This is a genomic window from Psychrobacter frigidicola (genome assembly GCF_007997305.1).
GTDB classification, from domain to species: Bacteria; Pseudomonadota; Gammaproteobacteria; order Pseudomonadales; family Moraxellaceae; genus Psychrobacter; species Psychrobacter frigidicola.
In genome coordinates, this window is sequence record NZ_VORZ01000002.1 from 221,221 (window position 1) to 240,758 (window position 19,538).

Here is a 19,538-nt window from a genome sequence, read left to right on the forward strand (position 1 = left end):
ATAGTAAATAATGTTGCATCATACTGTGTATCAATTCGATATCTTTAAGATAAAAATATTATAAGTTACTTTTAGTTAATAACAGCCTCTCAGCAATCGCATTCCTTGCAAACAGTATCTTATGGTACACGCCAATTTGTCTAAGCACCCAGCATACGACGAATCACACAACAATAAGCACGATTCCATTCATTTATCTATCAAATAGACGATTATTATGAATAGTATAACTAAAAAACCAGCCGACGCAGGACACACTGAACTCGCCGCTGACAACGCCCATTACATTGAATCCCTCTATGAGCAGTTTCTAAGCGATGCTGATAGCGTTGATACGGATTGGCAAGATTATTTTAAACAATACCAATCTCCTAACGATGCTAAGCATAACGCCATTCAAGACCAGTTCTTACTGCTTGCGCGTAATCAAACTGCTAATAAAGGTACATCAGGTGCTACTGGATCTTCTAGCAACGCCGGGAATTGTGCCGACCCTAAACAGATGGGCGTACAACAGCTCATTTCTGCTTATCGTCGTCGTGGTCATCGCCGTGCTAATCTTGATCCACTAGAGCTACATCCGCGTGCTGCGGTTGAAGATCTGACATTAGCCTATCATGGTCTATCAGACTCTGATCTTGATACTGTGTATTCTACCGGTGATCTAAGTATCGGTAAAACTGAAGCACCATTACGTGAGATTATCGAAATCATGGAACGCGTCTACTGCCGGTATATCGGCGTAGAATACATGCACGTGACCACTAGCACTGAAAAGCGCTGGATGGAGAAGTATCTAGAGACTAATTTAGGGCATATCGAATTTGATACAAAAAAACGCTTATCTATTTTTGAACGTTTAACCGCTGCTGAAGGTCTTGAGAAGTATCTAGCACGTAAATACACGGGCGTGAAACGTTTTGGTTTGGAAGGTGGCGAAAGCTTTATTCCTGCTATTAATGAAATCATTCAGCGCGCTGGTGGTTATGGTACTAAAGAAGTTGTCATTGGTATGGCGCACCGTGGACGTCTAAACCTTTTGGTTAACGTTTTAGGTAAAAACCCAGCCGATTTATTTGATGAGTTTGATGGTAAAGTTCAGCCAGAAAAGGGCTCGGGCGATGTTAAATATCACAACGGTTATTCATCGAACGTGATGACGCCAGGCGGTGAAGCGCATTTAGCTCTAGGCTTTAATCCCTCGCATCTTGAAATTGTGTCACCAGTCATTCAAGGTTCAGTCCGTGCACGTCAAGTGCGTCGTAATGATACCACTGGTAATCTAGTACTACCGATCGTCATTCACGGCGATGCAGCGTTTGCTGGTCAAGGCGTGGTACAAGAAACTTTCCAGATGTCACAAACCCGTGCTTATACAACGGGTGGCACTGTACGTATTGTTATCAATAACCAAGTCGGCTTTACAACCAGCCGTCAAGAAGATGCGCGCTCTACCGAATATTGTACTGATGTGGCAAAAATGGTACATGCACCAATTCTGCACGTAAACGGTGATGATCCTGAATCTGTCATATTTGCTGCGCAATTAGCATTGGACTACCGCCATGAATTTGGTAAAGATATCATCATCGATTTATTTTGCTATCGTCGTAACGGTCATAACGAAGCGGACGAGCCATCAGCAACACAGCCATTGATGTATGCGGTTATTAAGAAATTGCCAACCACGCGTACATTATATGCGCAAAAGTTGATCGCAGAAGGTATTATCACCGCTGAAGATGCGCTGAAATATGAAGATGAATATCGTGAGTCTTTAGACCGTGGCGAATATGTAGCAAACTCTTTGGTTCTTGAGCCGAATGAAGATATGTTTGTTGACTGGGCGCCTTATTTGGATCACGACTTAGTGGATGAGTGGGACACCAGTGTTGATATCGAAAAATTAAAAGCATATGGTCGTAAAATGGCGGAGATGCCAGAAGGTTATACACTACAACGTCAGGTACAAAAAGTCGTTGAGCAGCGTTTGGCGATGCAGACTGGCGAAGAGCCTTTAAACTGGGGTGCTGCTGAGACCCTAGCCTATGCCACACTAGTCGATAATGATGAAGTTTTAGTCCGTATTACTGGTGAAGACGTTGGCCGTGGTACCTTCTCGCATCGTCACAGTGAATTGTTCAATATGAATGATGGCAGCATGTATGTGCCTCTTGCCCATATGAGCGATAAGCAAGCACGCTTTGCCACTTATAACTCATTACTATCAGAAGAAGCGGTATTGGCTTTCGAATATGGTTATGCAACCACGGTACCAAATGCTTTAGTCATTTGGGAAGCGCAGTTTGGTGATTTCGTCAACGGCGCACAAGTGGTTATTGATCAATTTATAGCCAGTGGCGAGACGAAATGGCAGCGCGTTTGCGGCTTGACCATGTTATTGCCACACGGTTTTGAAGGTCAAGGTCCTGAGCATTCTTCAGCACGTCTTGAGCGTTTCTTGCAACTGTGTGCAGAAGATAATATGCAGGTCATCACTCCGACGACACCAGCGCAAATATATCATGCACTACGTCGTCAGGCGGTTCGTCCTATTCGTAAGCCATTGATTGTGATGTCACCGAAGAGCCTACTGCGTCATAAGCTTGCAACCTCACAATTAGAGGAATTGGCCAGCGGTAAATTTGAGACCGTATTGCCAGAGATCGATAATGTTAATGCTGATAAAATCACACGTTTGGTACTTTGTGGCGGTAAGGTTTATTATGACCTACTTGAACAGCGTCGTGCCTTAGGTCTTGATCATATTGCTATTGTACGGATCGAGCAGCTTTACCCTCTTCCAGAAAAACGTTTGGTTGCTGAGATTGGAAAATACAGTAACTTAGCTGAGATAGTCTGGACGCAAGAAGAGCCATTAAACCAAGGTGCTTGGTATTATTTAGCGCCCTCTATGTACCGTATTGTTGTAGACCATCCGTCTAAAGCAAGATTGTTAGATCCAGTTGCGCGTCCTGCAAGTGCAGCACCTGCGACCGGCTCTGCAAAAATACATATTCAACAGCAGCAAGCACTAATTTCTGGTGGTCTTGGCATTAGTGTTGATGAGTTAGCTAAATAACTTATCTGATTAAGAAATATTAATATATGAGCTACTAATACAAGTGATATCAATCAGGCGATGACAGTCAGGAATTATAAAACTATATATCAGATAGCATTATTTATAATGCTATCTATTATAAGAACTGATTGCCCATCACGACTTTATAATAAATAGTAATATCAAAATCTAAGGAGTATATCGATGGCTGAGATTAAAGCCCCCGTTTTTCCAGAATCGGTTGCCGATGGCACAATCGTTGAATGGCATGTCACTGAAGGTCAACAAGTTAACCGTGATGACTTATTAGCTGAAATCGAAACGGATAAAGTAGTATTAGAAGTTGTTGCACCTGACAACGGTGTTGTGACTAAAATCGTCAAGCAAGTTGATGATACAGTTTTGTCTGATGAGTTGATTGCAGAGTTTGAAGCGGGTGCTACGGGCAGCGCTGATGCTCCTGCGGCCGATAAAGAAGATACTGCTGCACCTGAAGAAGCGCCAAAGCAAGCCGGTTACGGCGATCTACCTGGACGACCACCTGCTCCTCACGTTGAAGAAAAAGATCATAAAGATCAAAGTCCAGCAGTTCGTAAAGCGGCAAAAGAGTCTGGCGTTGATCCTAAAGATGTTGAAGGTAGCGGCCGCGGTGGACGTGTGACTAAAACTGATATGGCAAGCCCAACGCTAAAAGCTGATAGCAGTATTAAAACTGACAGTGGACAGCCTGTTGCTGAATCTGTTGGCGAGCGTAGCGAAAAACGTGTACCAATGACTCGCTTGCGTAAGCGTGTGGCTGAGCGTCTATTATCAGCGTCACAAGATACGGCAATGTTGACCACGTTTAACGAAGTCAATATGAAGCCATTAATGGATCTTCGTGCGCAATATAAAGACCGTTTCGAAAAACGTCATGGTGTGCGTTTAGGCTTTATGTCATTGTTTGTACGCGCAGCGACCGAAGCTCTTAAACGCTTCCCAGCCGTTAATGCGTCACTAGATGGTGATGATATTGTCTATCATGGTTACTATGATATCGGTGTTGCCGTATCATCAGACCGTGGTCTAGTCGTTCCTGTATTACGTGATACGGATCGCATGAGCATGGCTGATGTTGAAAGCCGTATTCGTGAGCTTGGTGGCCTTGCTCAAAAAGGTAAGCTTGGTTTAGAAGACATGACTGGTGGTACTTTCACTATCTCAAACGGTGGCGTATTTGGCTCGCTCATGTCCACGCCTATCTTGAACCCACCACAAACAGCTATTCTTGGTATGCATGCTATTAACGATCGCCCAATGGCAGTCAATGGCAAGGTTGAAATTTTACCAATGATGTATTTGGCGCTATCTTATGACCACCGTATGATTGATGGTAAAGAAGCGGTACAGTTCTTAGTAACGATTAAAGAGTTGGTTGAAGATCCATCTTTGCTTTTATTAGACTTGTAAGCTTATAAGCTTGTATTTGCAAATGCTGGTACAAGCTTTTTACCTTTGTTATAGATAGCTATCGTAGCTATTGTTTATATATTCTTGCCGTGTAGGCAATGATCTGAGCGAGTCTAGCAGCTATTCATCACTATAAGTCATCGATATTCTCTACACAAATAGGTAAACCTCAATGAGATAGCGTATTAGCTATACAGTACTCATATGGTTAATTTAATTTTTCTTGATTTATTAATATTTGCACGACGATGATCAGAATGAACAAGTAACTATAAATAAAACATGGAAGCATATTATGAAAGATAATTATGATTTAGTCGTTATTGGCGGCGGTCCTGGTGGTTATGTAGCCGCTATTCGTGCAGCTCAACTTGGTATGAGTGTGGCTTGTATCGAAAAACGTATTTATAAAGGCGAGCCTGCTCTTGGCGGTACTTGCTTAAACGTCGGTTGTATCCCATCAAAAGCGTTGCTTGACACTTCACATCGTTTTGAAGCCACTAAACATGACCTTGACGAGCACGGCATTAGCACTGGTGATGTCACTATCGATATCGAACAGATGATTGGCCGTAAAGAAGCTATTGTCAAGCAATTGACTGGTGGTATTGAAGGTTTATTCAAAGGTAATGGTATCGATTGGCTACAAGGTTGGGGCACGTTACTCGACGGTAAAGGTAGCGATAAAAAAGTAAAATTTGTAGCTGATGATGATGCTGAGTCTACTATTACTGCAAAAAACGTTATTCTTGCGTCAGGTTCTATCCCTATCGATATTCCTGTTGCTAAAACTGATCATGACCGTATCGTTGACTCAACAGGTGCACTAGATTTTACTGAAACCCCTAAGCGTTTAGGTGTAATCGGTGCAGGCGTCATTGGTCTTGAGCTTGGTTCAGTCTGGCGTCGACTTGGTAGCGAAGTAGTCGTCTATGAAGCGCTACCTAGTTTTTTAGCTACTGCTGATAAAGATATGGCTAAAGAAGCCGCTAAAATGTTCAAAAAACAAGGTCTTGATATCCGTGTTGATACCAAAGTTATCAAAGCTGAAGTCCAAGGTGATGAAGTCGTTGTTACTAGTGAAAACAAAGGCGAGTCATCAGAGCAGCGCTTTGATAAGCTAATCGTTTGTGTTGGTCGCCGTGCCTATTCTGAAAAGTTACTTGGTGAAGACAGCGGTATCAAACTAACTGAACGTGGTTTGATTGATGTTGATGACCAGTGCAAAACTAATCTTGATGGTGTTTATGCTATCGGTGATTTAGTACGTGGCCCAATGCTTGCGCATAAAGCATCGGAAGAAGGCATCATGGCCGTTGAGCGTATGCATGGCGAAAAAGCGCAAATCAACTATGATACTATCATCAACGTGATTTATACTCATCCAGAAATTGCATGGGTAGGTTTGACTGAACAAGAAGCAACTGATGCAGGTTATGAAGTTAAAACCGGTTCATTTAACCTAGCCGCTAACGGTCGTGCGCTGGCTCAAAGCGAAGCTGAAGGCTCTATCAAAGTTGTAGCTGATGCCAAAACTGATCGCCTGCTAGGTATGCATGCTATCGCAGCTGGTGCTGGTGATATCGTTCATCAAGGTATGATTGCGATGGAGTTTGTCTCTAGTATTGAGGATTTGCAGCTAATGACTTTTGCACATCCAACGATATCAGAAGCAGTACATGAAGCCGCTTTATCAGCTGATGGTCGTCCTATCCATGCTATTCAGCGCAAAAAACGTAAATAAGCAGTAAGTTATAATCTGACAAGGTAATAGTATTCGCTATTATGAGTGCTATTATCCTGTTAAAAGTGCGACAGATAACTATTGCCGCGCACTTACTTTCACTTTTTATTAATTGTAAAAAATAAAGGATACAATCAATGAATTTACACGAGTATCAAGCAAAAGAGCTATTAAAAAGCTACGGTTTGCCGATTCAAGAAGGCATTATTGCCCATAATGGCGACGAAGCTGCTGCTGCCTTTGACAAAACCCCAACCGACATCGCCGTTATCAAAGCTCAAGTACATGCTGGTGGCCGTGGTAAAGCGGGTGGCGTAAAGCTGGTTAAAACTCGCGAAGAAGCCAAGCAAGTTGCTGAAGAATTAATCGGCACTAACTTAGTAACTTTCCAAACTGACGCTGATGGTCAACCAGTCAACTTCGTATTGGTTGCAGAAGATATGTACCCAGTACAAACTGAGCTATATCTTGGTGCTGTTGTCGACCGTTCTAGCCAACGCGTGACGTTCATGGCATCAACTGAAGGCGGCGTTGATATTGAAGAAGTGGCCAATGAAACGCCAGAAAAAATCTTCAGTGTTAATGTGGATCCATTAGTGGGCCTTATGCCTTACCAAGCGCGCGAAGTTGCGTTCAAATTGGGTATGGAAGGCAAACAAATCAATCAGTTCGTTAAAATTATGACTGGTGCTTATCAAGCCTTTATAGAAAACGATATCGAAATGATTGAAATCAACCCACTAGCGGTTCGTGAAAATGGCGAGATTGTTTGTGTTGATGGCAAAATTGGTATCGACTCAAACGCTTTATATCGTTTGCCTAAAATTGCTGCACTACAAGACAAATCACAAGAAAATGAGCGTGAGCTTAAAGCTGCTGAATTTGATTTAAACTATGTTGCTCTAGATGGTAACATCGGTTGTATGGTTAATGGTGCCGGTCTTGCAATGGCGACCATGGACATCATCAAATTGTATGGCGGCAAGCCTGCTAACTTCTTGGACGTTGGCGGCGGGGCAACTAAAGATCGCGTTGTTGAAGCCTTCAAAATTATTCTTGAAGACAGCAGCGTTGAAGGCGTTTTAATTAACATCTTCGGTGGTATCGTACGTTGTGACATGATTGCAGAAGCTATTATCGCTGCAGTTAAAGAAGTTGACGTAAAAGTTCCTGTTGTTGTGCGCCTAGAAGGTAACAACGCTGAGCTAGGTATTAAGATTCTAGAAGAGTCTGGACTTAAGCTTACTTCAGCACAAGGCCTATCAGACGCTGCACACAAAATTGTCGACGCTGTTAAAGCATAGTAGCCAACGCGTAATAGCAGTAGCTTAGTTATTAATATTTATTGCTCGATTTGATAAGTAGTTCGATAGCTAAGCGGCTATTACAAGACAACCGAATACAAGGAAAAAATAATGAGTGTATTAATTGATAAAAACACCAAAGTATTGGTCCAGGGTTTTACTGGTAAAAACGGTACGTTCCACTCAGAACAAGCCATCGAATACGGTACTAAAGTTGTCGGCGGCGTAACGCCAGGTAAAGGCGGTCAAACGCATTTAGGTTTGCCAGTTTTCAACACTATGTCTGAAGCCATGGAAGCTACCCAAGCCGACGCTTCTGTTATCTACGTACCGGCTCCATTCGTACTAGATTCTATCGTTGAAGCGATAGATGCTGGTGTGAAGCTGATCGTAGTGATTACTGAAGGCGTACCGACTCTCGACATGCTAAAAGCCAAACGCTATCTTGAAGAAGCTGGCGATGTGCGTTTAGTGGGTCCTAACTGCCCAGGCGTTATCACTCCAGGCGAATGTAAAATTGGTATCATGCCAGGTCATATCCATATGCCAGGTAAAGTGGGTATTATCTCACGCTCTGGTACGTTGACTTATGAAGCCGTCGCTCAGACTACTAAGCTTGGTTTTGGTCAATCAACTTGTATCGGTATCGGTGGTGATCCTATCCCTGGTATGAACCAGATTGATGCGTTGAAACTGTTCCAAGAAGATCCACAAACAGAAGCTATTATACTAATCGGTGAGATTGGTGGTACTGCTGAAGAAGAAGCTGCAGCTTACATTAAAGACCATGTAACCAAGCCAGTTGTTGGTTATATCGCTGGTGTTACTGCTCCTGAAGGCAAGCGTATGGGTCATGCCGGCGCTATCATCTCAGGCGGTCAAGGTACTGCTGAAGAGAAGTTCAAAGCCTTTGAAGCTGCTGGAATCGCTTATACGCGTGACCCTTCTAAACTTGGTGACAAGCTAAAAGAAGTGACTGGTTGGTAGTATAGACAGAAGTCTATTATTTAACTACTAAAACCGTATTGAAAAACATCAAGGACACCCCTACAATGGGGTGTCTTTTTTTTGAAAATTGTTCGGGATAATGGCATGAAAAATAAAATATTAGTAACAGGCGGTGCAGGGTATATCGGTTCTCATACTTGTATTGCTTTGCATCAAGCAGGTTATGATATCGTTATCTATGACAATCTATCTAATAGTAGTCGTGAGGCTATTAATCGTGTCTCTAAGCTGATTGGTGAGTCAATAGAGTTTATCCAAGGCGATATCCGCGACAGTGAATTGCTCAAACAAGTATTCACTAAATACGATTTTTTTGGGGTGATTCATTTTGCTGGACTCAAAGCCGTTGGTGAATCTGTTGCCAAGCCTTTGATGTATTATAATAATAACGTGAGCGGTACGATTACCTTGCTTGAGGTCATGACAGAATATAAGGTCAAAAATTTCATTTTCTCATCATCTGCTACGGTCTATGGCGACCCTGAAATGCTTCCTATAGATGAGAAATCACCACGCTCTTGTACCAACCCTTATGGTCAAAGCAAACTAGTGGTTGAACATATTTTAGAAGGTTTGGCCGTCGCTGATAGCACATGGAATTTAGTCACGCTTCGATACTTTAATCCAGTCGGGGCGCATGAATCAGGTCAGATTGGTGAAGATCCCAACGATATACCCAATAATTTAATGCCTTATATTTCCCAAGTTGCGGTAGGTAAACTTGCTAAGTTAAGTATCTTTGGTAATGACTATCCGACTGTTGATGGTACTGGCGTCCGTGACTATATTCATGTGACTGACTTAGCAGCAGGTCATGTGGCAGCCTTGAACTATTTAGAGCAGCAAGTTTTACCAGTAGGATTTTTACCGATTAATCTTGGTAGCGGAAAAGGTAGCTCAGTATTAGAGCTGGTCACTGCTTTTACTGAGGTTACTGGGCAGAATATTCCTTATCAGTTCGCCCCGCGCCGTGCTGGTGATATTGCTAGCTGTTATGCCAGTGCGGATAAAGCACAAGCGTTGTTAGGCTGGGAGGCAAAGCTGTCTATTACTGATATGTGCCAAGATACTTGGCGCTGGCAAAGTATGAATCCTAATGGTTACCAATCGTAAAAAATATCGTAGCACTGATTGCATCTTATTGACTTAATAATTTATTATTGAGATTCACTTTATCCTATTAATGTAGCCTTATCACTATGAAGAAAATCACTCATGCCGTTATTCCTGTCGCAGGTTTTGGTACGCGTATGTTGCCACTATCTAAGTCCGTACCTAAAGAGTTATTGCCACTAGGCAACCGTCCGGCTATTCATTATGTGGTCGAAGAGGCCATAGCTGCGGGTATTAAGCATATCGTGCTGGTTGGTCATGCGCAAAAAAGTGCTATTGAAAACTACTTTGATATGAATGCTGAGCTTGATAATCAATTGCGTCATAAAGGTAAAGACGAGCTGGCTGATAGCTTAAACTGGCTGCCAGAAGATGTGACGGTATCGATGATACGTCAAGGTAAAGCGCTGGGTTTAGGTCATGCAGTATTAGCAGCACGTCCCATTATCGGTGAGCATGATTTTGCGGTGCTATTACCTGATGTAGTCCTTGATCCGTTCATTACTGATATGCGTAAAAATAATTTGGCCTTTATGTTGGCTGAATTTGCCAATAACAATCATTCACAAATACTAGTGGATAAGGTCGCTGATAGCGAAGTACATAAGTACGGTATCGCTAAGCTTAGTGAGGGTAGTGATTTTAATGAGATTAATGCATCTACCGACGCTAATGCTAGCTTCAAGGTAGCCGGTTTTATTGAAAAACCTAGCCTAGCAGACGCGCCTTCACGCTTGGCAGTGGTTGGACGCTATGTATTTAGCAATAAAATATTCGATTATTTAGTCAATACTACAGCGTCTGTTGGTGGTGAAATTCAGCTAACCGATGCTATTGATGCGCTAATTAGTCAACACGGCGTCGATGTGACCACTATGGTTGGTGACAGTTATGATGCTGGTGATATGCGCTCTTATATGCAGGCCTTTATCTATTTCGCCGAACGCCAATTAGCTACTAATGAGTAAAACCATGCCTTTAAAGCCATATAAAAGTGCGAGCCACTCTAAGCACTGGACTCAATTGCAAAAACTGGCCGAGCAAAAGTGGTCAATTGCTGCTTTATTTACGCAAGATGAGACCCGTACTGAGCGCTTTAGTGCCCAAGCTGGGGCGCTGTATATGGATTACAGTAAACAATGTATTGATGATACAGTGCTGGTGGGTTTATTAGACTTGGCCAATAGTGGTGATTTAGCCGCCCGTATTAAGGCGCTACTACAAGGTGCCATGGTTAATACCAGTGAAGAGCGTGCTGCTTTGCATACAGCTCTACGTCTACCGGCTACGGCTACTTTGCAAGTGGGCAATCAAGATGTGGTTGCTGATGTACATCATAGTCTGGCGCGAGTTGAGCGTCTATCCGCGCGTGTCCGCAGTGGCTCTTGGCGGGGGTTTTCCGGTAAGGCAATTACCGATGTGGTCAACATTGGCGTTGGTGGTTCTGACTTAGGGCCACTAATGGCAGCTACTGCGCTTGATGAGTGGACAGATACTGATGTCGTCGTACATTTCGTCTCCAATATGGATGGCAGTCAGCTCGATAATTTACTCAAACGTTTAAGTGCTGAGACCACGCTGTTTATCATTTCTTCTAAGTCTTTTGGAACTGTCGATACCCTCTCTAACGCTAAGACAGCGTTATCGTGGTTACTCGCTACTGCCACCTTGCGTGCGGGCACTAAAGACAGTGTGTTACGCCGGCACTTTATTGGTATCTCGGCAAATAGTGAAAAAATGAATGCATGGGGTATTCACCCTGAGCATCAGTTACAGCTCTGGGATTGGGTTGGCGGGCGTTTTTCCTTATGGTCAGCGATTGGACTAGCAATTGCTATTCGTATTGGTATGACGCAGTTTCGGGAGTTGCTAGCAGGCGCACACAGTATGGATGTGCATTTTGCCAACGCTGATTTTGCTAATAACTTACCGGTATTATTAGGTTTACTGGCCGTTTGGAACAGTACCTTTTTACATATTCATGCCCATACCGTGCTGCCTTATGACGGGCGTCTAAGCTTTTTACCCAGTTATCTAACGCAGCTTGAGATGGAAAGTAATGGCAAGTCGGTCACCCATGATGGCGAACGGGTTGACTATGACACTTGCCCGATTTTATGGGGTGAAATTGGCTCTAATGCTCAGCATGCTTTTTATCAGCTGCTACATCAAGGCACGCAACACGTCTCTTGTGATTTTATCGCTTGCGTGCGTCATTATAGTGATGAGGCGCAGAATGCTTCCCTGCAACAACAACATGAACTATCGCTGGCTAACTGTTTGGCTCAAAGTCGGGTGTTGGCCTTTGGCAATGCAGCTATCGCCGATACGGTTGCGGCTTCTGAGTCAGATAAATATAAGCACTATCGTGGCAACCAACCTTCGACTACCTTATTAATCGATGAGTTGACCCCGCACAGTTTGGGAGCACTGGTTGCGTTATACGAGCATAAAGTCTACGTGATGGCTAGTATTTGGGATATCAATCCGTTCGATCAATGGGGGGTTGAGATGGGCAAGCAAATGGCAGAAACGGTTTATCAAGCGTTGCAACAGGACAGCAGCAGCGATTTTGATACCTCTACCAACCAACTGCTTGCGCATATTAGACAATTATCTTAATTTTTTAAAAAGGATAGCAAGTCATAGTTTAACTATTAATGAGTCATCATAAAATATAAAGGTAGTCCCATGTCTTCTGAATCTATTCACAGCGCTAAGCAAATTACTCATAAGAAATCCAAAGTTTGCGTCATCATCGGCCATGATATTGAAGCCATTACCAGCGCCGTGGTGCTCGCAAGTTTAGGTCAAAAAGTGCACTTTTATGCTGACAGTGTACTACTCGAACAACAGCTAAAGCAGTATGGTTTTGAGCATCATTTGCAAGCGTTGTGGCAACTTTATGAGCAGCAGCAGTACATTATCAGTCGAGCGTTAACGAATAGTGCAGATGAGCTCATTCATATTTATGAAGCGCTGGAAACAACTAATGAGACTGGCAGCAATCAAGTGGCTTTTTATTGGTTGTTTTTAGATAGTATCAAGTCAATATGGACAGATAATAGTTGGATAACGGCATTTAATCATAGTAATCAGCAGAACGTGCCGATTATTATGAGTGGCATTGGCGTTTTAGGACAGACGGCAAAATTGGCTGAGCAATTACAGCGTCCTTGGGTCTATTATGTGCCGTTCATTTTTTTGCAGGATGGAGAAGCTTTTAGCTCAATGCTGACGCCCTCATTATGGCTGTTAGGTGAAAAAACTGCCGCGAGTGGCCAGCAACTGAGTGCCTTGCAGCCTTTAATACAACATGCACGTGCTTATCATTGTGCCGATATTGCGACTATTGAGTTTGCGCGTAGCAGCATCATGGCAATGTTGGCTACGCGCGTCAGCCTCATGAATGAGATGTCGCGCCTTGCCGACAGCCATCAGGTAGATATTCAGCAAGTCAGCCAAATTATGGGTTTAGATGAGCGTATTGGCAACAGTTATTTGCAGGCAGGATGGGGGTTTGGTGGTAATACTTTGCCTGCTGAGTTGTCTCAGCTTGAACAGTCTGGCCATACCAGTTGTGTGAAAATGCCTATTTTGCAAGCTGTGATGCATATTAATGAAGATCAAAAAGAGCTCATATTCCGCAAGTTTTGGCAATATTTTGATGGTTTTATTGATAATAAGACCGTAGTAATTTGGGGCAGTAGTTATAAAGCGGGGTCAGGCCTTACTGCTGGATCTGCTATTCATCCATTATTAAACTTACTGTGGTCCTACAATATTACGACCCTTGTATATAGTGATAAGTCACAATCTGAACTGACCGAGTTATATGATGAACAGCCACTATTGCAGCTAATCGATAGGCCCTATGAGCAGTTAGATATCGCGCAAGCTATCTTTATTATCAGCTGGTCACCCCAAGAAGCTCTTGATATTACGCAACTTAACCAACAAGCGATGCCCATATTCGATGCCCAGAATGCGCTAACGCGTCCACAAATTGACGCCTTAGTGGGTGATTATGTTGGTATTGGGCGGGCTAAATCATAGCCATTTGCTAAAAAATACACCATTGCAAAGACGTTAAAAAGCGCCCATTAGTTTATAGATTAATGGGCGCTTTTTTCTTGCAAGTTATTCAATATAGTTGTAGGTTATTAAAATTAATTGCTAAGCTGGTACCGCGCCTTGCTCAGCGAGCCATTGCTGAAGGTCTTGGGTTTTGCTTGCCAATAAGCTTTCATCACCGCGCGTTTCAATATTTAAACGGATTAAAGGCTCAGTGTTGGATGTGCGTAGATTGAAACGCCATTCGCCAAACTCGAGACTTAGCCCATCAAGGGTTGATTTGGTAGGGTTTTCTGCGCTGAACTTGTCCTCAATGTCTTTAATAATAGTTGGCGCGTCAATGTGCGTCAGACGAAAATTTAATTCACCTGAGCTTGGATAGGCTTTAATATAGCCCGTGACCAATTCTGAGAGCGTCTTACCGGTAATAGATAACAGCTCAATGGTTAATAACCACGGAATCATACCGCTATCACAGTAGCAAAAGTCGCGGAAGTAATGGTGAGCTGACATCTCACCACCATAGACTGCTCCTGACTCGCGCATCACCTGCTTGATAAAGGAATGTCCAGACTTACTGATGACTGCTTTGCCATCATGAGCATCGACAACGGCTTCGGTATTATAAATGACGCGTGGATCATAGACGATTGATTCACCCGGATACTTATTCAAAAATGCCTGGGCAAGCATACCAACCACATAGCTGCCATCAATAAATTCACCATTTTCATCGAATAAGAAGCAGCGGTCAAAGTCACCATCAAAGGCAATACCTAAGTCTGCATTATGCTCAATAACGGCTTGTTGAGTAGCGGCTCTATTGGCCAAAATCATCGGGTTAGGAATACCATTCGGAAAGCTACCATCAGGCTCGTGATGCAGCTTAATTACTTTTATAGGTGCGCCTGCTTGCTCAAGCTTATCAACCAGTAAATCAACGACAGGTCCTGCACTACCATTGCCTGAGTTAATAACCAAAGTTAATGGCTCTAATTTATCGATAGCAACAAAGCTCATAATATGATTGATATAAGCGCTTTTATCCGTTAATAATTGCAGTTTGCCTTGGCTATTGTCAGTAGTAAATTGACCAGATTCTGCTAATTGTTGGATTTCTGCTAGACCATCATCAGCGCTAATCGGTTTTGAATGCTCTTTGACCAGTTTTAAGCCGTTATAATTAATTGGATTATGACTGGCGGTTACTTCGATACCGCCGAGTGCTTGATAATGGCTAGTCGCAAAATAAACTTCTTCAGTCCCAGTCATGCCCAAGTCAATCACATCAACGCCCGCATCCATAATGCCTGTGATGGTCGCTTGTTTTAATTGCTCACTTGAGTCACGAATATCACTACCGATGACGATAGCAGGTTTTAAACCTTGTAGCTCATTGGTATGATTAACACTGTCATCAGTTGCGTTATAACGCTGAAATAAAATCTGACCAAAGGCGCGACCGATACGATAAGCAATAGCTTCATCAAGATTAACGCCAAGCTCACCACGAATGTCATAAGCTTTAAAAGAATCAATATGAATAGGATCAAAACTGCTATGAGCAGGAGTATAACTAGCAATAGCAGCGTTGTTGGTGGTAGACATAATAGTAAAATTCCTTGTGAGCTTAAGTTTGGATTAAGAGGCTATGGGATGAACGGCTAAATAACGGCTATAAAAATAATGGTAACTACAAGATGACTGACTTGAAATAAAAGGTAAAATAGGTTACTAAATATTAAATGATACACTAACTCCTAAATGAATAGGGTGAAAGCATGTTGCTAGCTGACTTTATAGCATCTGGTTCATATTTTTTATTCAAGCCTAGGTTTTTCTGTTAAGTAGTCAGTACAAATATAAGAGTATCTGTTATGAACAATCAACAAAATATAAGAACTGAGAATGATACGGTGACCGCGCCAGTACCTGTAAAAGGAATACCAACGGCGAGCGGTGAATTAGCAGATTTGTTGGGTTTGATGGCGCGGCTGCGGGCGGATTGTCCGTGGGATCAAAAGCAAAGCAATCATAGCTTAATTCCGTATGCTATTGAAGAAGCGTATGAGCTTGCTGAGGCAGTACAAACTGACGATGACGAAGACATTAAAGGCGAGCTTGGTGATGTGTTATTACAAGTCGTTTTCCATTGTCAGCTGTACGCTGAGCAAGGACGTTTTGATATTAGCGATGTTATGACTACCTTACAAGAGAAATTAATTCGTCGACATCCTCATGTGTTTGAGGCTGAAAGCTTGGCAGATGAAGTGGCTGTAAAAGATCGCTGGGATGAGATTAAAGCCGAAGAAAATCACGCTCGCGAGTTACGTGGCAAGCCGCGTCGGCGTTTGGATGTGACTAAAGCGGGTAGTGCCTTGATGCAAGCGCAAGAGGTACAAAAGCAAGCCTCTAAATTGGGCTTCGATTGGGACGATATCACAGGTGCACTCGATAAACTGGATGAAGAGGTGAGTGAGTTAAAAGCTGAGCTGAGAGATAAATCAAAAGATGAGATAAAAACTAATATTACTGATATTGAAAAAGAACTGGGCGATTGCATGTTTGCGCTGGTCAATGTCGCGCGTAAATTAAACCTTGATGCTGAAGCCGCTGCCTTAACTTGTGTGCATAAATTCAAATCGCGCTTTGGCTACATTGAGGCGCAGTTAGAAGCCGCTGGTAGACGCTTGGAAGACAGTAACTTAACAGAGATGGACGCGCTATGGGAGGAAGCCAAACAGCATGAGCGCTCGCAATAGGTTGCTATCCATAAGATTGCTGGCGAGAATAGTTTTTTGCATAACCTTTATTGCTAATATTATGCTTAATACTGCAAATGCAGCACCCTGTTTTAAGGATGTAAAAAGTGCTTATACTTATCTCTTGCAGAAAGAAAAATTAGAGTTACAAGCAAGTACGCAAATGGGTATTAATATTAATCGGGCTACTGAAAGCGAGTTGGTATCGTTGCATGGTATTGGCAGCAGCAAAGCGCAGGCAATAATCTTGTATCGTGAGATGTTTGGCGATTTTAAAACCATCGACGATTTAGAAAAAGTCAAAGGGATTGGGCCAAAAACTATAGAGAAAAACCGCGCACGCTTACGAATACACCATTAGAAAATCAATTTTTATCAGTTATTATAATGAAAGTAAGGCAACAGCCCTTGCAATTATGACAAAAGCTAACAGCAAAATTGACAAAATAGCACGTAAGTAACGGTCATAACACACCCAGCAAGCACAAAATTTGTTAAACTAGCAGACATATCCGCCTGATAAACGCTGTGTTCATCAGGGGTAGTTAAGAATACCGGCAAGGAGTATATGCATGGCCGAGCGTGCCGCCAAGCAGTTAGAACTGAATAAATCTGAATTACCCAATTCCATTACAGAAGTTATTGCTACTTTGTCGCGAGCTGGGTTTGATGCCTATATCGTTGGTGGCGGCGTGCGCGATACTTTGTTAGGGCTGAAGCCTAAAGACTTTGACGCAGTCACTGATGCCAAACCGCACGAAGTTAAAGACGTGTTCGGTAAGCGCTGTCGCATTATCGGTCGCCGCTTTCAGCTGGCACATGTGTATTCAGGACGCGAATTAATCGAAGTGGCTACCTTTCGTGGCCCATCAAATAACGATGCCAATACCAATCAAGACGGGATGATTATCCGTGACAATGTCTGGGGCGATATTAAGCAAGACTTTGTCCGTCGCGATTTCTCCATCAATGCGCTCTACTATCAACCGCTAAAAGGTGTGGTTCATGATTTTTGTGGCGCGCTTGATGACATTAGAAATAAAACCATCCGCCTGTTAGGTCAAGCGTCCGTTCGTATTGAAGAAGATCCGGTACGTTTATTGCGCGCGCTACGTTTTAAAGCTAAATTAGGTTTTGAGTTTGATGACGAGTTGGCAGCCCAGTTTCATGATAGTAATTGGGCACGGCTTGAGCAAATATCCCCACATCGTCTGTATGATGAGACCCAAAAGATGTTCACCGGTGGTTATCTGGTGCCATTATTGCCGTTGCTATTTGAGTCGGGCGCGATTGATAGTCTGATTATTTATCCACCGTCTGAGCCCAATGCTTTAGTGCAGCAAGTCGCTATTAATACTGACAAACGTATTAATGCCGGTAAAAGTATCAATCCAGCGTTCTTTTATGCTGCTCTTTTGTGGGAAAATTATCTACATCAATTAGAGAAAGCTAAAAAACGCAATATGCCTTTTGCTGATGCTCAAATGCAGGCAGCCAGTAAAGTTATTGATCGTCAACGTATAAAAACGGCCATTCCTAAATTTGCAGAACAGTTTATTCGTGATATTTGGATTTTGCAGCCCAAACTCGCTGCCCCGCGCAGCAAGCAGATTGAGCAACTTGCTGACCATCCACGCTTTCGCGCTGGTTTTGACTTTTTATTATTGCGTGAGCAGTGCGGTGATGCCGAGCATCCATTATCTGAATCTACCAATGGGATGGGCGACTGGTGGCAGACTTATCAGACTCTGTCTGAAGAAGATCAGCTACAAGCTATCGAAGACTTTGATGAGAACATCCGCCGCGGTGCGCATAAACGTGGGCGCGGACGTAATCGTCAACCACAAACAGATACTAATAATCAGCAGATTAAGCCAGTAGATAATAATATCCAAGCAAAAGGCAATGACCGTAAAGAGGTTTTAGCCAGTCATAAACAGCCGTCAGCCAGTAATGATAAGCAATCAGTGGTTAATGATGCGTCAAATGTTCCTGCGCGCCGTCGCCGCCGTGCGGATTATGAGGTTGCACCAATAGAGTCGCAATCAAAAGTTGCGCCTGCGTCAAAAGCTCGTAATGGCAAGAGCAATCATTCCCCTAATAAGCGTACACCACGAGCGAAGCATGACAGTAATGAGCTGGCGCTGCTGCAACAGTTGTCGCTTAGTAGTGACAATAACACTAGAGATGATAATCACCACAGCGCTCAACCTGCGCCCCTGTTTGTGATTGAGCACGAAAATGTTGTACCGCCTCTACAGAAGCAGCTGGATAAGGGTGAACCAAGCAAGCCTAGCAAAACGCAAGTAGCTGAGAACAAAGCGGTTGAGCAATTTGGTCAACAGCAGCAAGAAAAACTGGCTGCCAAAGCAAGCGGCTCAGTGGCTAAGCAACAGATTGATGCGCAATCAACGGCTGTTAAACCGTCTGAAGAGGAATCGTCTGATGCCAGCAAAGCAAAAGCTCTACGTAGTACCGTAGCGGCAAGAATGGGAATTGCCCAAACGCCAAAATTGGTCAGTATGAACAATGCACCCATACCGTATCAGCGTCGTCGCCGTCAACCAAGCATAGATGCGATAGTAGCTGGAATAGAAGTAGATGACAGTAGTTCAGCTGTGGTTAATGATGCAAAAAAAGCACCTAAGTCAGCTGAACTAACAGACATCAAAACTGAACCTAAGACTGAAACCAAAACTGTGGCAAAAGCTAAAGTGAAAGCTGATAAAAAGGTGGCGGCTGCTAAATCAGAGCAAGATACTGACACTACTAAAGCCAGTAAAAAAGCTAAAGTTAAAGGAGCAGTTGCTAGCGTTGCGGCTAATGCTAATGTAGCTAAGTTTGCTAATACTAGTAAAACAGCAAGCAACGACCCGAGCGCTGCTAATAAAGGACCTATTCCTGCAAAGCGTCGCCGTCGCCAGCCCAGTACTAATGAGGCTTAGTTTTGTTGAAGAATAATATCGATAATGTTCAGCTATAATAAAGAACGATGCTAATTATTAACCATTGAGTAAAAG

At 43.1% G+C, this 19,538-nt stretch carries 13 protein-coding genes; 12 read left to right on the top strand and 1 reads right to left on the bottom strand.

Annotation, left to right across the window (positions count from 1 at the left end):
- The first annotated feature begins 217 nt into the window (after positions 1 to 217).
- The 9 genes from ES754_RS07530 (at position 218) to ES754_RS07570 (ending at position 13,738) form a co-directional block, all read left to right on the top strand.
- Positions 218 to 3,082, top strand: a complete 2,865-nt coding sequence (locus ES754_RS07530) for a 2-oxoglutarate dehydrogenase E1 component (RefSeq protein WP_147223578.1) — start codon at positions 218 to 220, stop codon at positions 3,080 to 3,082.
- A 186-nt stretch (positions 3,083 to 3,268) separates the two neighbouring features.
- Entirely contained in the window at positions 3,269 to 4,513 is a 1,245-nt protein-coding gene (gene odhB, locus ES754_RS07535; RefSeq protein WP_147223579.1) for a 2-oxoglutarate dehydrogenase complex dihydrolipoyllysine-residue succinyltransferase, read from the top strand.
- Positions 4,514 to 4,808: 295 nt separating this feature from the next.
- Entirely contained in the window at positions 4,809 to 6,257 is a 1,449-nt protein-coding gene (gene lpdA, locus ES754_RS07540; RefSeq protein WP_147223580.1) for a dihydrolipoyl dehydrogenase, read from the top strand.
- A gap of 137 nt (positions 6,258 to 6,394) precedes the next feature.
- Entirely contained in the window at positions 6,395 to 7,561 is a 1,167-nt protein-coding gene (gene sucC / locus ES754_RS07545; RefSeq protein WP_147223581.1) for an ADP-forming succinate--CoA ligase subunit beta, read from the top strand.
- A 111-nt stretch (positions 7,562 to 7,672) separates the two neighbouring features.
- On the top strand, positions 7,673 to 8,548 hold the full coding sequence (gene sucD / locus ES754_RS07550; RefSeq protein WP_147223582.1) for a succinate--CoA ligase subunit alpha: 876 nt from the start codon (positions 7,673 to 7,675) through the stop codon (positions 8,546 to 8,548).
- A gap of 105 nt (positions 8,549 to 8,653) precedes the next feature.
- Positions 8,654 to 9,682 carry a UDP-glucose 4-epimerase GalE gene (galE, locus tag ES754_RS07555; protein WP_147223583.1) on the top strand — a complete coding sequence of 343 codons (1,029 nt, stop codon included), beginning with the start codon at positions 8,654 to 8,656 and terminating at the stop codon, positions 9,680 to 9,682.
- A gap of 86 nt (positions 9,683 to 9,768) precedes the next feature.
- On the top strand, positions 9,769 to 10,650 hold the full coding sequence (locus tag ES754_RS07560; protein ID WP_147223584.1) for a UTP--glucose-1-phosphate uridylyltransferase: 882 nt from the start codon (positions 9,769 to 9,771) through the stop codon (positions 10,648 to 10,650).
- Positions 10,643 to 12,304, top strand: a complete 1,662-nt coding sequence (gene pgi / locus ES754_RS07565) for a glucose-6-phosphate isomerase (RefSeq protein WP_147223585.1) — start codon at positions 10,643 to 10,645, stop codon at positions 12,302 to 12,304. Before ES754_RS07560 ends, pgi begins: the two co-directional genes overlap by 8 nt.
- A gap of 69 nt (positions 12,305 to 12,373) precedes the next feature.
- Entirely contained in the window at positions 12,374 to 13,738 is a 1,365-nt protein-coding gene (locus ES754_RS07570) for a UDP-glucose/GDP-mannose dehydrogenase family protein (RefSeq protein WP_147223586.1), read from the top strand.
- Positions 13,739 to 13,858: 120 nt separating this feature from the next.
- Here ES754_RS07570 and ES754_RS07575 read toward each other — a convergent pair whose 3' ends face one another.
- Positions 13,859 to 15,364 (bottom strand): phosphohexomutase domain-containing protein, encoded by a 1,506-nt coding sequence (locus ES754_RS07575; protein ID WP_147223587.1) that lies wholly within the window; start codon positions 15,362 to 15,364, stop codon positions 13,859 to 13,861.
- Positions 15,365 to 15,633: 269 nt separating this feature from the next.
- Between ES754_RS07575 and mazG the strand changes: the two genes are divergently transcribed.
- From mazG to pcnB, 3 genes are all read left to right on the top strand, one after another.
- Positions 15,634 to 16,518: a nucleoside triphosphate pyrophosphohydrolase gene (gene mazG, locus ES754_RS07580; RefSeq protein ID WP_147223588.1), complete on the top strand. Its 885-nt coding sequence runs from the start codon at positions 15,634 to 15,636 to the stop codon at positions 16,516 to 16,518.
- A 61-nt stretch (positions 16,519 to 16,579) separates the two neighbouring features.
- A complete protein-coding gene (locus ES754_RS07585) occupies positions 16,580 to 16,879 on the top strand; it encodes a ComEA family DNA-binding protein (RefSeq protein ID WP_227677874.1) in 300 nt (99 codons plus the stop codon).
- 211 nt (positions 16,880 to 17,090) lie between these two features.
- On the top strand, positions 17,091 to 19,463 hold the full coding sequence (gene pcnB, locus ES754_RS07590; RefSeq protein ID WP_147223590.1) for a polynucleotide adenylyltransferase PcnB: 2,373 nt from the start codon (positions 17,091 to 17,093) through the stop codon (positions 19,461 to 19,463).
- The last annotated feature ends 75 nt before the right edge of the window (positions 19,464 to 19,538 follow it).

Excerpts from the sequence above, each read along its gene's own strand:
- ES754_RS07530 (WP_147223578.1), top strand. The coding sequence starts at position 218 with ATGAATAGTATAACTAAAAAACCAGCCGACGCAGGACACACTGAACTC.
- odhB (WP_147223579.1), top strand. The coding sequence starts at position 3,269 with ATGGCTGAGATTAAAGCCCCCGTTTTTCCAGAATCGGTTGCCGATGGC.
- lpdA (WP_147223580.1), top strand. The coding sequence starts at position 4,809 with ATGAAAGATAATTATGATTTAGTCGTTATTGGCGGCGGTCCTGGTGGT.
- sucC (WP_147223581.1), top strand. The coding sequence starts at position 6,395 with ATGAATTTACACGAGTATCAAGCAAAAGAGCTATTAAAAAGCTACGGT.
- sucD (WP_147223582.1), top strand. The coding sequence starts at position 7,673 with ATGAGTGTATTAATTGATAAAAACACCAAAGTATTGGTCCAGGGTTTT.
- galE (WP_147223583.1), top strand. The coding sequence starts at position 8,654 with ATGAAAAATAAAATATTAGTAACAGGCGGTGCAGGGTATATCGGTTCT.
- ES754_RS07560 (WP_147223584.1), top strand. The coding sequence starts at position 9,769 with ATGAAGAAAATCACTCATGCCGTTATTCCTGTCGCAGGTTTTGGTACG.
- pgi (WP_147223585.1), top strand. The coding sequence starts at position 10,643 with ATGAGTAAAACCATGCCTTTAAAGCCATATAAAAGTGCGAGCCACTCT.
- ES754_RS07570 (WP_147223586.1), top strand. The coding sequence starts at position 12,374 with ATGTCTTCTGAATCTATTCACAGCGCTAAGCAAATTACTCATAAGAAA.
- ES754_RS07575 (WP_147223587.1), bottom strand. The coding sequence starts at position 15,364 with ATGTCTACCACCAACAACGCTGCTATTGCTAGTTATACTCCTGCTCAT.
- mazG (WP_147223588.1), top strand. The coding sequence starts at position 15,634 with ATGAACAATCAACAAAATATAAGAACTGAGAATGATACGGTGACCGCG.
- ES754_RS07585 (WP_227677874.1), top strand. The coding sequence starts at position 16,580 with ATGCTTAATACTGCAAATGCAGCACCCTGTTTTAAGGATGTAAAAAGT.
- pcnB (WP_147223590.1), top strand. The coding sequence starts at position 17,091 with ATGGCCGAGCGTGCCGCCAAGCAGTTAGAACTGAATAAATCTGAATTA.